The 17011-nt window shown below is 55.3% G+C and carries 14 protein-coding genes and 2 pseudogenes; 6 read left to right on the forward strand and 10 right to left on the reverse strand.

Going from position 1 to position 17011, the window contains the following annotated elements:
* Window positions 1–120: pseudogene (locus tag CEE69_RS11155) on the reverse strand (IS5/IS1182 family transposase); the annotation flags it as partial.
* Between the two features lie 895 nt (window positions 121–1015).
* On the opposite strand from CEE69_RS11155, the gene CEE69_RS11165 reads away from it, so the two are divergent.
* A complete protein-coding gene (locus tag CEE69_RS11165; RefSeq protein WP_199169853.1) occupies window positions 1016–1741 on the forward strand; it encodes a hypothetical protein in 726 nt (241 codons plus the stop codon).
* 36 nt (window positions 1742–1777) lie between these two features.
* Window positions 1778–1996 (forward strand): carbon storage regulator, encoded by a 219-nt coding sequence (locus tag CEE69_RS11170; RefSeq protein ID WP_099260766.1) that lies wholly within the window; start codon window positions 1778–1780, stop codon window positions 1994–1996.
* Window positions 1997–2018: 22 nt separating this feature from the next.
* Here CEE69_RS11170 and CEE69_RS11175 read toward each other — a convergent pair whose 3' ends face one another.
* From CEE69_RS11175 to CEE69_RS11185, 3 genes are all read right to left on the reverse strand, one after another.
* The gene (locus CEE69_RS11175) at window positions 2019–2630 is read right to left on the reverse strand and encodes a hypothetical protein (RefSeq protein WP_008670123.1); all 612 of its coding nucleotides are present in this window, start codon (window positions 2628–2630) and stop codon (window positions 2019–2021) included.
* Window positions 2631–2642: 12 nt separating this feature from the next.
* The gene (locus tag CEE69_RS11180) at window positions 2643–3491 is read right to left on the reverse strand and encodes a 5'-methylthioadenosine/S-adenosylhomocysteine nucleosidase family protein (protein ID WP_233215142.1); all 849 of its coding nucleotides are present in this window, start codon (window positions 3489–3491) and stop codon (window positions 2643–2645) included.
* A 144-nt stretch (window positions 3492–3635) separates the two neighbouring features.
* Window positions 3636–4010 (reverse strand): hypothetical protein, encoded by a 375-nt coding sequence (locus tag CEE69_RS11185; RefSeq protein ID WP_233215143.1) that lies wholly within the window; start codon window positions 4008–4010, stop codon window positions 3636–3638.
* Between the two features lie 285 nt (window positions 4011–4295).
* On the opposite strand from CEE69_RS11185, the pseudogene CEE69_RS33470 reads away from it, so the two are divergent.
* Window positions 4296–4433: pseudogene (locus CEE69_RS33470) on the forward strand (chemotaxis protein CheB); the annotation flags it as partial.
* Between the two features lie 9 nt (window positions 4434–4442).
* Here the strand turns inward: CEE69_RS33470 and CEE69_RS11195 are convergent.
* From CEE69_RS11195 to CEE69_RS11215, 5 genes are all read right to left on the reverse strand, one after another.
* The gene (locus CEE69_RS11195; RefSeq protein ID WP_233215144.1) at window positions 4443–5615 is read right to left on the reverse strand and encodes an acetate/propionate family kinase; all 1173 of its coding nucleotides are present in this window, start codon (window positions 5613–5615) and stop codon (window positions 4443–4445) included.
* Window positions 5612–7990 (reverse strand): phosphoketolase family protein, encoded by a 2379-nt coding sequence (locus tag CEE69_RS11200; RefSeq protein ID WP_037253044.1) that lies wholly within the window; start codon window positions 7988–7990, stop codon window positions 5612–5614. Before CEE69_RS11200 ends, CEE69_RS11195 begins: the two co-directional genes overlap by 4 nt.
* Window positions 7987–9351, reverse strand: a complete 1365-nt coding sequence (locus CEE69_RS11205) for a Glu/Leu/Phe/Val family dehydrogenase (RefSeq protein ID WP_037253065.1) — start codon at window positions 9349–9351, stop codon at window positions 7987–7989. Before CEE69_RS11205 ends, CEE69_RS11200 begins: the two co-directional genes overlap by 4 nt.
* Window positions 9352–9404: 53 nt before the next feature.
* A complete protein-coding gene (locus tag CEE69_RS11210) occupies window positions 9405–10382 on the reverse strand; it encodes a periplasmic heavy metal sensor (RefSeq protein ID WP_008670136.1) in 978 nt (325 codons plus the stop codon).
* Between the two features lie 199 nt (window positions 10383–10581).
* On the reverse strand, window positions 10582–11181 hold the full coding sequence (locus CEE69_RS11215; protein WP_008670137.1) for a hypothetical protein: 600 nt from the start codon (window positions 11179–11181) through the stop codon (window positions 10582–10584).
* Between the two features lie 229 nt (window positions 11182–11410).
* Here CEE69_RS11215 and CEE69_RS11220 point away from each other — a divergent pair, with 229 nt between their 5' ends.
* Window positions 11411–11944, forward strand: coding sequence for an RNA polymerase sigma factor (locus CEE69_RS11220; protein WP_099260767.1), 534 nt, complete (start codon window positions 11411–11413; stop codon window positions 11942–11944).
* An 84-nt stretch (window positions 11945–12028) separates the two neighbouring features.
* On the opposite strand, the gene CEE69_RS11225 is transcribed toward CEE69_RS11220, so the two are convergent.
* Entirely contained in the window at window positions 12029–13663 is a 1635-nt protein-coding gene (locus tag CEE69_RS11225; RefSeq protein ID WP_037253048.1) for a TolC family protein, read from the reverse strand.
* 188 nt (window positions 13664–13851) lie between these two features.
* Between CEE69_RS11225 and CEE69_RS11230 the strand changes: the two genes are divergently transcribed.
* Both CEE69_RS11230 and CEE69_RS11235 read left to right on the forward strand, forming a co-directional pair.
* Window positions 13852–14400 carry a hypothetical protein gene (locus tag CEE69_RS11230; RefSeq protein ID WP_008670140.1) on the forward strand — a complete coding sequence of 183 codons (549 nt, stop codon included), beginning with the start codon at window positions 13852–13854 and terminating at the stop codon, window positions 14398–14400.
* 262 nt (window positions 14401–14662) lie between these two features.
* A complete protein-coding gene (locus CEE69_RS11235; RefSeq protein ID WP_051073415.1) occupies window positions 14663–16963 on the forward strand; it encodes an efflux RND transporter periplasmic adaptor subunit in 2301 nt (766 codons plus the stop codon).
* Window positions 16964–17011: the final 48 nt, after the last annotated feature.

The raw sequence follows: 17011 nt of genomic DNA on the forward strand, positions 1-17011 counted from the left end.
AAGATCGGCACGCGGTCGCCCACCCTTTGGACTGGGTGGGTAGTCTGGAAGAAGTTCTTCCATCTGCTCCCACAATTCATCTGGCATGCGAAAATCATCAAAACTGCGTTGCCCATCCATGGCGGGCCCTCCTTGGGTTTGAGTACCTGTGAAATACCAACTCAAGGATGGTCCGCTCTTTTCATGCCAACTAGGTTTTCGGATAGGTTCTAAGCGTCCTGTTGGTTGAAATTTGCTTGCTCGATACTTCACGGCCAGGCCGTGGCACTGCAGATATTCGGCAATGGAATAAAGAGCACAAAGTTTCTTGTTACTGCGAAGAAACCTTTCACGGCCTGCATCTAAACGCGTGAACTCGCTATAGACAGGACATTAATCACGGTGATCACGGCGGATCCATGAACGCAATGCTATTCCAACCAATGAAGTTTGCTGCATTGCTAGCCGTTGTCGTGTTCTCCGTTCAACCGGTGCAGCGATCGACGTGTCGCTGCCAAAAATGCCCACAGCGTGCCAGCCACTCAGTTGAATCCGGCGAGTCTTCATGTTGTGACGAGATGGATTCGGGCGGATGCTGTTGCGACGACGGGCCAGCTGCTCCCGGCGAGCGTTGTCCCTGTGGTTGTCAGCAAACACCGACGGACCAGGGTATTGAACCGCAATCCAAATTGCCTCAGGTCGAAACCGTCGCCGACGACGCGGCGACATGGTTTCTTTCGTCGATCACCAAGCAAGTGTCTGCAACGGCCAAGCGTTCTCGCTCGACACCTAGCGTCTCTCTGTTCATTGCGCTTTGCCGGTTTCGTTTGTAGCGTAAGGATCGCGAAGGCTTCGGTCTTAGACACCGATTGGCGTTCGCAATCTTGATTCTTTGCCAAGACCAGTCGATCTGACCGGTCAATCTGACCACTCCGATTCGTAGCGCACGCGGGCACGAATTGCGTTCGGCATGGACGAAAGGCGTGGTCTATAAATTGATCCCAACAAACCAAACGAATTCATGGATGGAATAACGATGCTGATGCAAGAAATGACCTGCTCCAATCAAGCGACCGTACTCGGCGACGAACACGACAACGTGCATTTGGTCGGCTGCCCGACATGCGGTCGCGCGGCGAAAGTGAGAACACAGTGGCTCGACACCGAACTCGCTTGCGGGCACTGTTCGGCAACCTTTGTCGTCAGCGAGTTGATGGATGGCGACAAGCTTGCCCGATCCACCAACGCGGATAAGCGTCAGCCCAAAACCGAACAGCCGATCCTCAAGTTGGACGGTCACGGACGATCAAAGCCAAGGCTCGAGACGCAAGAAAAATCGCTGTCGCACAACCAAAGCCGCCGACCGATCGCGTTCCTGATCGAGCCGCGCGACGAAGTCTATGCACGGTTGGCGGGCGATCTGGTCGAGGCTGGCTTCCGCGTAGTGCGAGCAATTACGGTGACCGATGCACTGAAGGCATGTGGAAAATATCGCCCGCGTTTGGTCCTGGCTAACATTTCGTTATCCGAGCGAAAGGCGTGGCAGATGGCTCCAAAACTGGCAATGCTCGACAGCGACACGCGCGTGTGGCTGTACGATCATGCGATCGAGGTTCACGACTACGCGATGGCCGATTTTCTTGGCATCGAGCAATTGATCGAATACGGCGGCGACGTTTTCCGGTTGTCGTCGCATGTTCGTCAATCGCTGCGAGATTGTCATGCCAAGAGTTCGACCGCCGCGCGCTCGTCGGTGGCCTGAAGATTCAATAACCCACAAAACGAATGGAGTCATGAAATGCTAATTCTATCACGCAAGGCTGGTGAGTCGATTTGCTTGCCGGGAACAAACACGACGATTACAATCCATCGCTCAAGCGGTGGACGAGTCGTACTTGCGATCGACGCACCACGCGAAGTCGCGATTTTGAGGGGCGAGTTGGTCAGACTGGACGACGGCGATGCCCCGCCAAACGAGATGCACACGCAACAGCTTGTGACAATGCGTCCTCGGTGAGATACGCCCACGGTGAAAGGCGTTACAGCAAACCCATCTGTTTACGCTCGCTCAACGAAAAGCGATTGTCGATGTATCTCGCGATCGCTTTGGAGAGTATTCTTCGCATCGTCGTTTCATCGTAGTCGAGCTGCCTTGTTAGCTCTCTGGACCGTTTGCCAATCACATACGCAATCGTGTCGCGGCACTCGTGATAGATAGAGTTTCGTTCCACCTGTGTGCTATGCGCTCGACCGAGTGCATCTTTGATGTCAGGATGCTTGTCAAGGTAACTCTCGGTAACGAGGTCAACGAGAACGCGATTGAAGAAACCATTTCCATACCGAGACTCGGTTGCTACCAGTTCGTCACGAAGTCGAATCGCAAATCGGCTGGTCTCTGATTCTAAATCCTTGGATCTCACCTTCAGGTCAATCAATTCCTCGTTGATCTCAGAGTCCCAAGGGAATATCGAAATCGGCTTGTCGCTCCCGACGCTCCAGATTGAAAGTTGATATCCATCCAATCCAAACGATTCGTCCTCGTTGCGAACATCAACCACGAATTTTTGCCCGTGTTGAATTTCAGCAACCAGTCGCGCAAGCAATGGATGGTTCGCGGATGTTGTCACAGGAAAAGGCTCGGGCTGGTTCATTGTCTACATTCCTTAAGAATGCTCTGCCGCAGTGACGGTATTGCTGCTGGTCATAGACGACAACAGGAAGTGGGAGGCATTGCGGCATGCAATCACTCGACTCTCCTCAATGATACGGTCGCGGTTCGCATCGGCAAAGTCGCTAATGCCTTTGACGACACACCAGATCGGATGCTTCGTCACGCCGAGCAGTCCAATGCCCTCCATTTCTCCTCCGACGATACGGTGATTTCCGGCGGGCACAAGTCGCGTTAACTCGTCCCGGAATGCCGATGAATGCACAATCGCCGCCCCAGAGAGGATTGCCCCAAAATAGACATTGTAGTCGGAGGCCGGTTTTTCAATCCTGAATTGACGCAAAGCATTGACGGTCTTCTCCGCTGCATTCATGCGTGTCGCTGAGTCATAGTTGACTAGATATCCGTTTTCGGACAACGCGTCGCGGTAGTGGCGATGGTCGTACGGAATGACTTCCGTCGAGACGAGGACGTCACCGATCTGCTGCGTTGACTCCTCCACCCCGAACGCCATGCCGAGTTGAATGACTGAAGTTGCACCGGTGGCCCTTTGGAAACGCGAAGCCAACTCTGCCGACCCGCCATACCCAAGTGGCCCCATGCTCCTGGATCGAACCGCAATCACATTTTCAAACCCGATCAAACCCAAGTCGTAGTAGCTGCCCAGGAATGGATGGTGTCGTTTCTTAAACGATATCCCAAACTGTTTACACTGCTGCGACAATGCATCCAACTCCGACGATACAGCTGTCAGAATCAGCGTATCGCAGAGCGGGAAATCAGGGACGGATTCGCTATCTTCGGACATCCTCAACAATGTAGATGAGCAATGAAGGCGAGCCAACAGGCGGACAGAAATGCTCTGTCATTTGGCTTCTTCGCTAGTAAGTCACCGCACATCCACTCGTTGAACGCTCATCGCGCCTGAACTTCCAGCCAGTCCGAGTTTGTCGAGCCAGTGGGATATTCGTCGGCATGACGAATCTTTCTAGCGACCGCAACCCGAGTAAGATCGTCGATACAGAATCCTACGCGGAGCGACGTAGGTTGCTCGGTGGGCTGTGTACGAAGGGTAATAGCTGGAATACGAACGTGGGTAGTAGCTGTCGTAGCCAAACCCTCCGTAGCCGATGCCGCTGTAGCCAACGCCGTATCCGAGACCAATTCCGTAGTACGCGGCTCCGTGTCCGTGGCCGCCATATCCATGACCGCCATAACCATGGCCGTATCCGTGACCGCCATATCCATGTCCTCCGCCGAAGCCGTGACCACCGCCTCCGACATGCCCGCCACCGCCGTGGCCGCCACCACCGTGACCGCCACCACCGTGACCGCCGCTAGCCATGGCTGTTGAGGAGAGCATGACTGCGCCCGTCAAAATTGTGAGACCTGCAAACAGTTTCAATTTGGATGGATTCGTCATCGTTCATCGCCTAATCGGGTGGGAGGAAACCAATGTCCAGCGAAACATCGCTTGGATGAAGCTTGGCAATGAAGCAGACCGTGCGACTGCTTCGTGTTGTGAGAATTAGATGCGAGTTTCACGCCATTCCTTCACCAAACCGTTTTGCTTCGTCCGATCCTGCCGCAAAGACTCCGATCATCCGGATCGAACCGATCGTTCGGGGCCGTTTTACCGCTCGGAGCGATAGTGGGCATCGGTGCATCGGCGGGCGGATTGGAGGCATTGCAGCAATTGTTCGACAAGCTGCCACCGGACACTGACCTCGCGTTTGTTGTCGTTCAACATCTTTCGTCAGACTTCAAAAGTCTGATGGATGAGATTCCGGCGAACCTAGTTGAAGACTCGTTCGCCCTCTCGTGCCAGCATCAATTCCTCGTTCGATTCGATGACGAGGATTCTGCCCTTCGTGCCAGTCGTCGAGACATCCATATCACTTGTGACCGCGGCGTTTGCGATCGGGTCGAGTTCGAGCCCTAGAAAAGCAAGTCGCGCACACGCTGCGGCGCGGATCGTTGCGGAATGCTGACCGACACCGCCTGTGAAAATTAAGGCATCGAGACCGCCCAACGTCGCCGCCATCGCTCCAATACCTTGGCGGAGTCGATGAACATAAATTGCAATCGCAAGTTTCGCCCGCTCGCTACCAGCTTCTGCGGCCTGCAATACGGTTCGCATGTCCGACGAGACGCCGGAGACTCCGATAAGCCCAGACTCTCGATTGAGCGCATGATCAAGTTGATTTGCGGAGAAGCGATTCTCTCGAAGTAGATGACACAATAGTCCTGGGTCAACGGACCCGCTACGAGTCGCCATCATTAGACCCTCAAGAGGCGTGAAACCCATCGTCGTGTCAATCGACTTGCCATCGCGAATAGCCGCTAACGACGCGCCGTGTCCAAGATGTGCGATGACAACACGTAGACCGAGCGAAGGTCGATCCAGTATCTGTGCAGCCCGTTGGGAACAGTACGCATGACTCAGCCCGTGGAATCCAAAGCGACGCAGGCCCCACTCGTCTGACCATGCTTGCGGTATCGCGTACGTATACGCTTCTGGAGCGAGCGTCGAATGAAAGGCCGTGTCAAATACGGCCACATGTGGGAGGCTGGGGAATACTTCTCGTGCCGCAACGATTCCTTCGAGGCAGCTTGGGTTGTGCAGCGGTGCCAAAGGGGTCAATTCGTGCAAGGCGTCTTCAACCTCAGCCGTCACCAGCACGGGTTGTGTAAAACGAGTTCCCCCATGGACGACTCGATGAGCGACCGCTGCAATCACTTCGTTTGTGTTGACTCGGAGATCGGCTGCGACTCGACCAATTGCGGGCTTCACGTCCGACCAACCGACCTCGCTGAGAACGGCTGGCGATTCGGTTGATGTGAATGTGTAGCGAGTTGGCTCGCTTGCCCAATCGGTGTGACTGCTGGCATGAGTGTGGCCGTCAGCTGTCTCGATCAAACTGCACTTCAGGCTGCTGGAGCCGACATTGATCGTCAGTACATTCACCCCTTCCACTTCCAATCCTGAATTTCCGGCATGTCCTCGCCGTGAGTCTCGATGTAGTGCTTGTGTTCGATGAGTTTGTCTCGCAACGCCTGTTTGATGTAAGCCCCTTCCGAGCCGATTGTTTGAGCACGATCGACTACATCTCCGGCCAAGTGGAATCGGTCCAATTCGTTGAGCACGACCATGTCGAACGAAGTTGTCGTGGTTCCTTCTTCCTTGTAGCCTCGAACATGCAAATTTCGATGGTTTGTACGGCGATACGTCAGTCGATGAATCAGCCATGGATAGCCGTGGAATGCAAAAATGATCGGCTTGTCAGTCGTAAACAGCAGGTCAAAGTCTTTGTCGCTTAGTCCATGTGGGTGTTCGGATTGCGGTTGCAATTTCATCAAGTTCACGACATTGATGACTCGGATTTTTAGATCGGGAACGTGCTCTCTGAGCAATTCCACTGCTGCCAAGGTTTCCAATGTTGGCACGTCACCACAGCAAGCCATCACAACGTCGGGTTCACTGCCCTGATCGTTGCTCGCCCAATCCCAAATCCCCAGGCCCGCCGAGCAATGCTTCACCGCCGCGTCCATGGTCAACCATTGCGGTGACGGTTGCTTTCCAGCCACGATCACGTTGACGTAGTTGCGACTGCGCAGGCAGTGGTCCGTGACACTCAGCAAGGTATTTGCGTCGGGCGGCAAGTAGACCCGGATGATCTCTGCCTTTTTGTTGACGATATGGTCGATAAATCCAGGGTCTTGATGGCTGAACCCATTGTGATCCTGTCGCCAGACGTGTGACGTGAGCAGATAGTTCAAGCTGGCAATTGGTTGTCGCCAAGGAATGTGGCGACAGACCTTCAACCACTTCGCATGTTGATTGAACATCGAGTCAACGATGTGAATGAACGCTTCATAACAGGAAAAGAATCCGTGGCGACCAGTCAGCAAGTAGCCTTCCAGCCAGCCCTGGCACTGATGTTCACTGAGCATTTCCATCACGCGACCATCGGGCGAAACGTGATCGTCTGTCGGTAGGATTTGGGCTGTCGAACAACGGTCGGTCACGTCGAAAACCGCGCTCCAACGATTCGATGCTGTTTCATCAGGACTGAACACACGGAAGTTTTTTGCGTCCAAATTCAGCTTCATGCATTCGCTGATGAATTGCCCCTGCACACGCGTCGCTTCCGCCATGACACTGCCGGGACGCGAAACGTCCACCGCGAACTCTCGGAAACCAGGCACGCGAAGATCTCGGAGCAGCGTGCCGCCATTGGCGTGAGGATTCGCGCCCATCCGTCGATCACCCTTCGGTGCTAAGTCCGCAATCTGAGATCGTAGCCGACCGGTATCATCGAAGAGTTCATCGGGCTTGTATGACCACATCCAAGATGCGAGCAATTGGACGTGCGCAGGATTCTCTGCCATCTTCCCCATCGGCACTTGGTGAGAACGCCAAGAGTCTTCGACTTGGTTCCCGTCCACTTCCGGGGGACAGGTCCAGCCTTTTGGCGTCCGCAGCACAATCATTGGCCAGCGCGGTCGTGAATGAAAACCATTCTCGCGAGCGTCTTGCTGAATCTGACGAATTTCCGCGAACACCTTGTCAAACGTCGCCGCCATCAATTGGTGCATGTCTTCCGGATCGCTGCCTTCAACAAAGTAGGGCGTGTATCCGTACCCGCGAAACAGTTGTTCCAGCTCTTCGCGGCTGATGCGAGACAAGACGGTTGGGCCGGCGATCTTGTAGCCGTTGAGATGCAAGATCGGGAGCACGGCACCATCACACACCGGATTAAGGAATTTGTTGGAGTGCCAACTCGTCGCCAGTGGTCCCGTCTCGGCTTCACCGTCGCCAATCACGCAAGACACGATCAGATCAGGATTGTCGAACGCGGCTCCGTACGCATGTGACAAGGCGTAGCCAAGCTCGCCGCCCTCGTGAATCGAGCCTGGCGTTTCGGGGGCGACGTGGCTCGGAATTCCACCCGGAAATGAGAACTGTTTGAAAAGCCGTCGCAATCCATCTTCGTCTTGCGAAATATCCGAGTACCGTTCGCTGTAGGTGCCTTCGAGATAGGTGTTCGCGACCAGGCCCGGGCCACCGTGACCGGGACCGGTTACATAGAGCACATTGAGGTCGTGTTCCTTGATGACCCGATTGAGATGAACGTAGATGAGATTGAGACCAGGTGTCGTGCCCCAGTGGCCGAGCAATCTGGGTTTGATGTGTTCGATCTGCAGCGGCACCTTAAGCAGCGGATTGTCGAACAGATAGATTTGACCCACGGACAGGTAGTTCGCGGCTCGCCAGTAGGCGTCCATGCGCTGAAGTTGTTCGTCCGTGAGAGGTGAACCTAAGCTCTTGTCTGAAGTCATGATATCGGCTGCACTGTCGGTTGAGTCGAAAAGAATGTGTTTGTGCCTTGAGACTCGATGGCTTCGCCGATGCGATTCAGGGCGTGAGCGTAAGCCGCCGTGCGCATGTCAATCTGGTTGGCGGCCATCAACTCATAAATGAGGTTGAATTCTCGCTTCATGATCTGACTGAGTCGCTCGTGAACTTCCTCGACCGTCCAGTAATATCCGGCTCTATTTTGTGTCCACTCGAAATAGCTGACCGTCACACCACCGGCGTTCGCCAGAATGTCTGGAACGATGAGCGTTCCCTTTGCGTTGAAAACTTCGTCCGCTGACGTCGTCGTGGGACCATTGGCGACCTCGACAATTACCGGTGCGATGACTCGATCGGCGTTCTCGGCAGTGAGTTGATTCTCGAGGGCAGCGGGAATGAGGATATCGACATCAAGCTCCAATAGTTCCTTGTTGGTGATTACTTTACCGGTGCCTGCATCGTCGGGTTGGCAATGGCACTCGACACAACCGCATTCGGGGCAGTCACAGACACTTCGCGAGGCATAGACTTCCGACATGTCCTGGCGCTGTTGTTTCAGTTCAATCGCACGCGGAATATCCAAACCTTCTTCGCGATAAACGCCACCGCGCGAATCACTGATCGCGACGATTCGGTAACCGTCGGCGTGCAGTAGCCGAGCAACATGCTGCCCCGCGTTTCCAAAACCTTGCACGGCGACGCGAACTTCTGTTGGACTCCATGATTTCAGACGCTCCAGTTCCTTGATGCAGTAGTACGCTCCACGCCCGGTGGCATCATCGCGACCCAAGCTACCACCTAGCGGTATCGGCTTGCCGGTGATCACCGTTGGGGTGCGACGTCGTTGAATGTTGGAGTATTCATCCATCATCCAGCCCATGATCATGGCATTGGTGTAGACATCGGGGGCAGGAATATCCGTTTCAGGTCCGATAAAGTCGGCAACACGCTGGATGAACCCGCGACTGAGTCGCTCCAATTCAAGCCGTGACAGTTCTTTCGGATTCACGATGATGCCTCCCTTGCCGCCACCAAAGGGAATCCCCGCGACGGCGCATTTACACGTCATCCAAAAGGCGAGTGCTTTGACTTCGCCCAGGTGTACGTCGGGATGAAATCGAATGCCTCCCTTGGTCGGCCCGCGTGTGTCATCGTGACGGACTCGGTATCCCTGAAACACACGCAGTGAACCGTCATCCATTCTCAGGGGGATGGATACTTGAAGCATCGACTTGGGATACCGCAACCGCTCCAACGCCTCGGGCCCGATGCTGGAGAATTCAGCAGCCTGATCGAGTCGGCCAATGGCGTTCTGAAAGATTTCTTCATCGGCTTGGTGACTCATCGTTGTTTCCTTTTCTGTGGTTCGCTGACTCAGTCTCGACGTTGATCCCATTTTCACCTAGCAGGGGCAGTTTCACTTGGGCTAGCCATTCCGACGAGCGTTTGGCGTTGGTCTTCGGTCAACACTTCCGCGGCTTCGCCGACCGATCGAATGAACGCGATGCGATTGTCAGCTTGCAGTTTGGCGATCTCTCGTGCTTTGGCTTCGATCTTGTTGATGTCGGGTTGGGCTTCGGCTGTCAGCGTCCAGAGTTCTTGCTCGGCTTCTTCGATCTTGCGCTCCGCAGTGGCCGTTGCCAGCAGTGCGGCTTCCTTGAGTCGGTTGAGCTTGAGTTGTTGTTCGTCTGACAGAGTGATGTGCTGTGGATGATCGAGAAAGAATCCGGTCTCGCCGATGTGGTACAGGTGCGACGCGCCGGCAAAGCCTGGCAGGGCGGATGGCATGCTCATGCTTCCCATCGACCCCATTCCATCCATGGATGATTTCATGGCGGGGTTTCGACCCATCATCCCCATGCCTTTCATCATTCCCATCCCTTTGCCCATTCCCATGCCACCTGACATTCCGCCCATGCCCGACATCATTCCCATACCCATGCCGCCCTTACCCATGCCGCCGGACGACATCGACGAGTCGGTCGTGTCTTGGTTCATGCCGCCCATCCCTTTCATCATTCCCATTTTCATGCTGTCCATGCCTTTCATTCCACCCATCCCTGCGGAGTCTGAACCGGACGACGGATCGGCGGCACCTTTATCCATGGCCATCTTCGACATCGCACCGGGCTTCGCGTCCGCGCCATAGCGAGCTGTGTGTTGCGATTGCAGGGTTGTTTCGAGGTCGGCCACTTTTTTTCGCAGTGCTCGAAGTTGTGTAGCAAGGTCGCCGTCCGCAGTTTCTGAAGCGGCTGGGTGAGCGGCATGCGGATCGGTTTTGGTTTGTGCAAACAACGATGGAGCGAACAAAAGGAGGCTACTGGCGATCAAAGCGGCTGAAACGGTCGATTTGCTGAACGGTGACGTGAATTTCATCGGAAAACGCCTTGTTGGTTTAAGCTGGAAGGAGGAATGCAGCGACGACCGGCAGGTAATCCGTCGCCCTTGATACCCTGGCGGGGTAAGCTAGAATCTGTCAGTAACAGTAAAAACGATCCGCTTGGCGAAGAGCCACCAAGCGGATCACGACTTTCAAAACAATTCGCTTCGATGAAACGCAATGTCCTGGACGCTCTCACTCACCGCGTTTTGCTGGCGTTTCGCCTTCGGTGGTGGAGGCGTGCTTCATCGCGTCATGAGCGGCGTCCTCGTGACCCATCGTCTTCATCAGCTTGGCGTGGTCTTTCGCCACTTGGTCAAGCGTGGCGGTGATTTTGGCCGACATGTCGCCGCAGACCTTTCCGTCGGGCGAGTCTTTGCAGCATTCGGCGTGCAGCATTTCCTGCGTGTCGGCCGTCTTGGACAGCTTCGTTTCAATCGCCTTGACTTGCTCGACGACCTGCGGGTTACTCGCGTTTTGGTCCCGAATGACCACCATCTCTCGCTGAATACTCTGGATTTGGTTGCCGAGCAGTTGCGATTCCGCTTGCGTGACCTGCGGCCGGATCACCGGCGCCTGAGTCGCGTATCGTTGGATGCTTTGCGAGTAGTTCCGGGCGTGCTGAATGTTGCGGGAAGCTCGCTGGTTTGCCCAGAATCCGCTGCCCGGGCGTTGCCGTCGTTCGGCTGTCGATCGAATTTTGCTCTGTGCCAAGACGGGTTGCGGAACAAGGGAGGTGGCGGCGAACATGACTGCCAAACCAAGAACCAACTTACCGACGTGTTTCGTGGACATCTGTTTTCCTTATTGAGGAGAGGGGAGAATTCTTCGTTGAGGTCGTTTCCTCAATCGGGTAATTGGATGCTTGCCCGATTCGCGTTCTTCACGAAATTGCCGCAGAATTGTGATGGCAATGGCGTGTGTTCGCGTACGTCGTCCGAACTTCGCTCAACCTGCAACGTCAAGGAGCCACTGTTTGAATAGCCGGCGGCGTGACCAACCTGCGTCCGATGACTTTGCAGCAATGGATCACAATTCCACGCAGCGAATGGTGGCTGCTTGCATCGCTGGCGATCAGGACGCGATGCGGATGCTATACGAGCGTTGTAGCCAGCGCGTGTACGCGCAGATGGTCCGCATGGTCGGCGTTCAGGATGCGGACGACGCGACGCAGCAAGTATTCATCCACCTGTTCCGCAAGTTGGATAAATTCGATGGTCGGTCGAAGTTGGAGACTTGGGTCTACCGCCTGGCTAGCAACGAAGCCTTGCAGTTCATTCGTTCCAGGTCTCGTCACTCGACGGACTCGTTGCTCGATGATCCCACGGGGAATTCGCACGACATGAGAGAGCAGACAGAGCAAGCTGAAATGCTGGACGTTGCGTTGTCAAAGATCAACCCAGAGCTGAGGGTCGTCTTGGTGCTCAAGGAGCAAGAGGATTTGTCATACCGCGAGATCGCCGACGCGGTCGGCATTCCAGAAGGCACGGTCGGTTCGAGGTTGAACCGTGCTCGTGCCGATCTGCGTGAAGCCTTGCTGCAGCTTGGTTGGGAATGAGCGAGAATTGAAGATTGGCGACTGAAAGATTGCAGATTGAAAAAAAGACTACCTGGAAATCAATCTTCGTTCGTCAATCTTCAATCAATACGGACAGCCGACCGTGCGATCAATCTGGGCGATCGTGCCGGCCAGGGACGCGTTGATGCGAGCAAGCTGCGTCTCAAACATCAATAGTTCGCGATACGTTTCAATCAAGGTGAAAAAGTCGGTACGTTCGCCACGATAGTCTGCGATCGCTAACTTCAACGTGTCTTCGGTTCTTGGAATGATGCGATCTTCATAGATGTCGGTTTGCTCGACGAGTGAGTCGGCTTGAGCAAGCAAACGACGCAGACGACCATAAATTTCGTCACGCTCGGCTTCCAGGCGTTGTTGCGTGCTGCTTGTTCGTCGTGAAGCTTCACGAACACCGGCATTGATCTTCTCACGCCAAATCGGAAGCGTGGTTCCGAACGTGATACTGAGATTGTCATTGCCGTTGGCCACGGGACTGATCACGTCGTGATTGTCACTGACAATTCCCCAGTTCAGTCCAACCATAAAGTCGGGGTATTGCTGCAAACAAGCGAGCCGTTGTTTCTGGCGATCACGCTGAATCTCTGCGGCCAAACCTCGCAGGCTCGGGTTGCATTGTTCGGCTTGAGAGATCAAAGCGTCCAGTTGCATGGGAGCGTCGGCAATGCCGAGTTCCTCGGTCGCTTGCGGCAACAAAGACACGGGTTGCTGCAACAACGCGGCGAGGTCGGCCTGTGACATTTCCAACTGCTTGGTGAGTTGTACGATCTGATCATCGAGTCGGTCGATTTCCAACTGCGCGCGAAGCACGTCCTGCTGGGTTCCGCCGCTGCGATAGCGAGCCTCGGCTACCTTGGCGAGGTCGTCCACCAGGTCGCGAGATTCTTCAATGATCGCAATCGCACGGGTCGCGTACCAGACTTCGTAATAGGACAAGCGAACCGATTCAGTGATCTGCCGTTCGATGCGTTCCACCTCGGCTTGGGCAATTTGGGCTTCGCGGCTGACGATCGCTCCCTTCGTCCGCAGTTTGTCTGGGAATGGCACACCTTGTTGCAGCGACATCTGGTTGGCGATCCGCCCACCCGCGGTTTGCAACGCGTTGTCGTGCAGCGGCCAGAACGTGTTATTGAATTGGGGATCGGGCAATGCAGTGACCTGTGGAATCCGTTCCAATTCGGCCTGAACACGTTGGCGTGCAGCCTGAATGCTGGGGTGAGCCGCCAGGGCCTGAGAAATGAAGTAGTCGACGGGTTGCCCGGTGCTTAGTTGGGGGTTGGGAGTTGAGAGCTGGGAGTCGTTGTCAGCACTTTCCTCGTCATCGGCGTCCTGCTCACCATCTTCTTCCTCGATTTCAAGCATCTCTCCAAGCGTCTTTGGCTCGTCTTCTTCCTCATCTCCTAGACGCATGGGTGCCGCCAGATCTAGTTGTGCCGCCAGGACGACCTCACCTCTCTGTGGCGGCTGGCCATACCCGACGGTCCGAAAATTCGATTCATTGCTAGCATCCGGAGCTGGCTGCGGGAGTTCGTCACTTAATGACTCTTCGCTGACGGCCGGTCGCGATACGGCCGCGTGCCGCGACCCGTTGGGGCGAACGGGACCGCTGGCACAACCGCCAACGGAGAGCGTGACTAGGGACAAGGCCAGCAAATGACGCTTGCGATTTCGCGAAAACACGGTGCTTTTTCGTATGTACATGACAAACTGGCTCCCTCCAGCTATCCTTTCAAAAGGGAAAGTTCCGTGATGAATCAGATTCGTCTTGAACTTTCTGAGTGTATTTCCGATATACTCCTAATACCGGTCCTAGGTATATGTTTCGGAAGGCCCACGTGTTTCGCTGTCGTTTAATTCGCACCGTCGTTAATCTTTCACTGATCGTCGCAATGATGATTCAGCCGGGGATGGCGTTGGCTTTTGCTAACGACTGTGGTGCCGAATGTGCCTCCGGCTTCAAGTGCGAAGGCTGTGGCTGCTGCGAAGTTGCTTCGCCGACCAAGAAGTGCGGCTGCTGCGGTGGCGGCGAACAGGATGTCGACGGTAGCTGCTGCATGTCGGCGTCGAAACCAGTCGAACATGGTTGGACCGATGAGGAGTGGGCCGAAGACGAGATGATGGCGGAAGACCTGGCGGCGAGCGAATCGCTCGAAATGCAGGTCATCGTCATCAGCACGACCGACGAGGATGCAGTCGACGAAAGTCAGGCCCACGAGGTCACGTCGGCTTGTCATTGCGGCTTGGAAAGCCAGCCGCTCGGCGACTCCTCACCCTCGCGTCCCACGATTGAGCGACGTGACTCGGTGGCGATTCGTTTCGCTGACTTGGCAACCATCTTTGGTGCTACCCATGTTAAGCCGCCGCGTCAGTTGCAAAGCGAAGCATCGAATCCGCCAGCACACTTCTCTCAAATCTTTCTCTGTATTTGGCGGCTGTGATTCTGTCTGCCTGAGCAGTTTCATGCACGTTGCACAACGCGAGCGTGCATGTTCCCAACGATGACTCGTTTGCTCGTGGCCCTTCTTTGCAGAATCCGTTTCGATCGACGGTTGAATCCCGTCCGACCATTCACAGCCTGATGGCAAGTGCCAACACCTAACGGCAAGTGATGGAGCGGCGGCAAATTCCCTTCGGTTTGTCGTCGATCCGTCACCCCTTTAACTTCATCGCCAATGATTGTGCGATGCGGAGTTCATCAATATGTCAAATCACGATCCTCAAAATATAAAAGCAACCGACGAGGATGCGGAGAAAAGTTCCGAGCCAGCCGCTCAAGTAACTGGCGAATCATCCGTGCCTGAAAACAAGGAGGCGTCAAGCATGAATAGGAATCATCAGCCGAGTACGAACGAGGAGCAGGACGTGTCAGCGGAAACGAAGTCATCAGACGCCAAGGTCGACGCCACGGATTCAGCCGGCCCGGCAAGCCAGTCGGAATCACCGGTCGAAGCAGGCACTCCGGAAGCGACCGCTTCATCGGCCGCGTTGGCCGAAACGAAAGTCGCTGGATTTGGGTGGTTGTTGCGCGTCGGAGTCAATGCCGCTGCCGTCACCGCCGTGGCCGCTTTGATCTTGGTCATGATCGGATTCGCACAACGTTCCCAGTGGGTGACCGCCAATGGTTTCTCCGGCGGCGAGTCGGAAGCGGTTGCCGATGCGGGCGGCGGCGAGGAAAAACGATATATCTGCCCGATGATGTGTACTCCACCATCGACCGAACCGGGCCGATGCCCCGTTTGTGCCATGGAGTTGGTCGAAGCGACCGGCGGCGGTGGCGGCGATGGGATTTCGGTCACGATCGAATCCTCGGCGAGACGGCTGGTTGGTATTCAAACCGCGACCAGCAAAATGGGCGAGATGAATCGAACGATTCGCACGATCGGCTCGATCGACTTTGACGAAAGCCGACTGTCAACGATCTCCGCGTACATCGACGGGCGACTCGAAGAATTGTATGCCGACTATGTCGGTGTCGAAGTCAAAGAAGGCGACGATTTGGCATTGATTTATAGCCCCAAGTTGTACTCCGCACAGACCGAATACATCACCAGTTTGGAGAGTGAGTCGGTGGGACGATTCAGTATCAACAGCCCCGACATGCTGGCTATGGCACGTGAAAACCTTAGCGAACTCGGAATGACGACCGGGCAAATCGAAGACCTTCGCGAGAGTCGCAAGCCGCAGTCACGCATCCGAATCAAGTCGCCTCAAACGGGCACGGTATTGGAAAAGGCAGCAGTCGAAGGTGACTATGTCAAAACGGGTCAGAAGATTTATCGAATCGCGGACCTGACCTCAGTTTGGATGATGTTGGACCTATTCCCCGACGACGCTTCATTGGTTCGTTTCGGCCAGCAAGTGGAGGCAGAAATTCAGTCGATGCCGGGTGAAGTCTTCACCGGGCGCGTTGTATTCATCGACCCCACGGTCGACCCTGTAACCCGAACCGTTCGCGTTCGCGTCGAAGTGATGAACTATGACGGCAAGCTGCGGCCCGGCGACTATGCGACGGCTCGGATCAGCGTTCCCGCGGTTCCGGTCGACATGGTTTACGACCCGGCACTGGCTGACAAATACATCAGCCCGATGCACCCGCAAGTGATTCGCGATGAACCCGGCGATTGTCCCCTTTGTGGCATGGATTTGATTCCGACATCGCAACTGGGCTATTCGCCAAAACCCGTCGAGGCTCAGCGCGTTGTTACTGTGCCTCGTGACTCCGTGTTGCTGACGGGTGAGCGGGGTGTCGTCTATGTCGAAACCGAGCCGGGGCGTTTTGAGATTCGCCGCGTTACCGTCGGAGCGATGAATGACGACGACGCGATCATCGTCGAAGGCATGGCCGCCGGAGAAACGGTTGCAACCAACGGCAACTTCTTGATTGACTCGCAAATGCAGCTTGCGGGAAACCCGTCATTGATGGACCCCAGCAAGGCACCGAGTTATTCGCCCGGTCCGCTCGAACTTCCCGATCGCGATCCCGTCATGCTTGCGGGTCAATCGGGCGAGCAGTTCGATCGAGCCTACGACGCCTACTTTGAGATTCAATGTGCGATGGCGGCCGACATGACGCCACCACCCGTTGCGCTCAACACGCTGCTGGATTCACTCAACAAGCTGGAAATGTTGGCCGAAGTTCCTGACGCGGCACAAACACGATTCGCTAGCGCCCGTCGCGGAGCGTCTCGGATGGACGGTTCCCTGGAAACCGCTCGGGAGGCGTATCGCAGTGTCAGCCACGCGATGTTGCACGCCGCAACGATTGCACGCGGCCCTAAAACCGCCAAGTCGCTGGTCCACATGTATTGCCCGATGGTCCCCGGTGGTGGTGGCGATTGGATGCAACCCGGCGGTGAATTGCAAAACCCGTACTGGGGAAGCGAGATGCTGACGTGCGGCGAGACCGTTCGCGACTTGGCAATGAATGCCGCCAACGGCGATGGGCAAGAAGTGAGTTTCAAGGTGGTTGGATTCGGCACGGACAACGGAGAGATGCAATGAACGAGCAATCACAATTGTGTCGGGTGCGTGCTAAGAAAATCATTCAAC

The sequence above is a fragment of the Rhodopirellula bahusiensis genome (assembly GCF_002727185.1).
GTDB lineage: Bacteria > Planctomycetota > Planctomycetia > Pirellulales > Pirellulaceae > Rhodopirellula > Rhodopirellula bahusiensis.